Annotated in this window: 1 pseudogene; it reads left to right on the top strand. The window is 42.6% G+C overall.

Features of this window, described 5'->3' with window-relative positions:
- A pseudogene (locus tag DW114_RS21115) lies at nucleotides 1-1,172 on the top strand (SrtB-anchored collagen-binding adhesin); the annotation flags it as partial.

The raw sequence follows: 1,172 nt of genomic DNA on the forward strand, positions 1-1,172 counted from the left end.
ATCTACTCTGGCGAGGGGCAGGAATTAGGACAATTCTGGGCGAAGCTGAATGTTGGAAATGCGAAACTGCAAAAGACTTCCAGTAATACCAGCATTACAGAGAATAACGGGAATTACTCTATTGCAGGTGCAACCTATGGTGTCTTTTCTGATAAGGACTGCACAAAACAGCTTGCCACTCTTACGACTGATAAAAACGGAAATACAGATGTTGTAGAGGTAAAAGCAGGCACAATCTATATCAAGGAATTATCCGCACCAGCAGGATATAAGGTAGATAAAACTGTATATTCCTTAAAGGTTGAAGCTGGAAAGACAGCGACTTTGAAAGTATCTGATACGCCAAAAGTAACGGACACTTTGATTGAGCTTTTCAAGATTGACATGGAAACACAGAAAGACAATCCGCAAGGGAACGCTTCTTTAGCAGGTGCGGAATTTACATGGAAGTATTATGCTGGCTACTACAATAAAGATAATCTCCCTGCCGAAGCTACTCGTACATGGGTTACAAAAACAATCGCTGAAACAAACAGCGACGGGACAACCCACTACATCACAAAATTAGCGGACGCTTACAAGGTATCTGGCGACAGCTTCTATATGCAGGACGGCAAAGCAGTTCTTCCACTTGGAACGCTAACCGTTGAGGAAACGAAAGCTCCAAACGGCTACTTGTTAGACGGTGCATATATGCAGGCTGGCGATAAGTCCGAACAGATTAAGGGCTTATATGTAACACAGATTACCGAGGACGGCGACCTTGCCGTATTATCTGGAAGTAACCAGTTTTCAGTATCAGACAAAGTCATTCGTGGCGGTGTGAAAATCCAGAAACGAGATTTAGAAACGGGCGATACGAAGCCACAAGGAAGTGCGACCTTGAAAGATACTGCCTTTGACATCATTTCCTTAAATGATAATGCGGTATTGGTTGAGGGCAAACTATACAAGAAAAATGAAGTGGTAAAAACAATTCATACGGATATTGAGGGTATCGCTTCTACTTCCGCTGACCTTTTACCTTATGGAAACTTCCGTATCGTTGAGAGTGAAGCTCCAGACGGATATTTGACAGACGGTGCAAAACCAATTGATTTTACAATCACAGAGAATGGCAAAATCGTGGACTTAACCGACGAAGCTCATTCTATCTATAATCAGATTAAGCG

Source organism: Absiella sp. AM09-50, assembly GCF_003433845.1.
In the GTDB taxonomy this organism is placed as follows: Bacteria; Bacillota_I; Bacilli_A; order Erysipelotrichales; family Erysipelotrichaceae; genus Hoskinsella; species Hoskinsella hominis.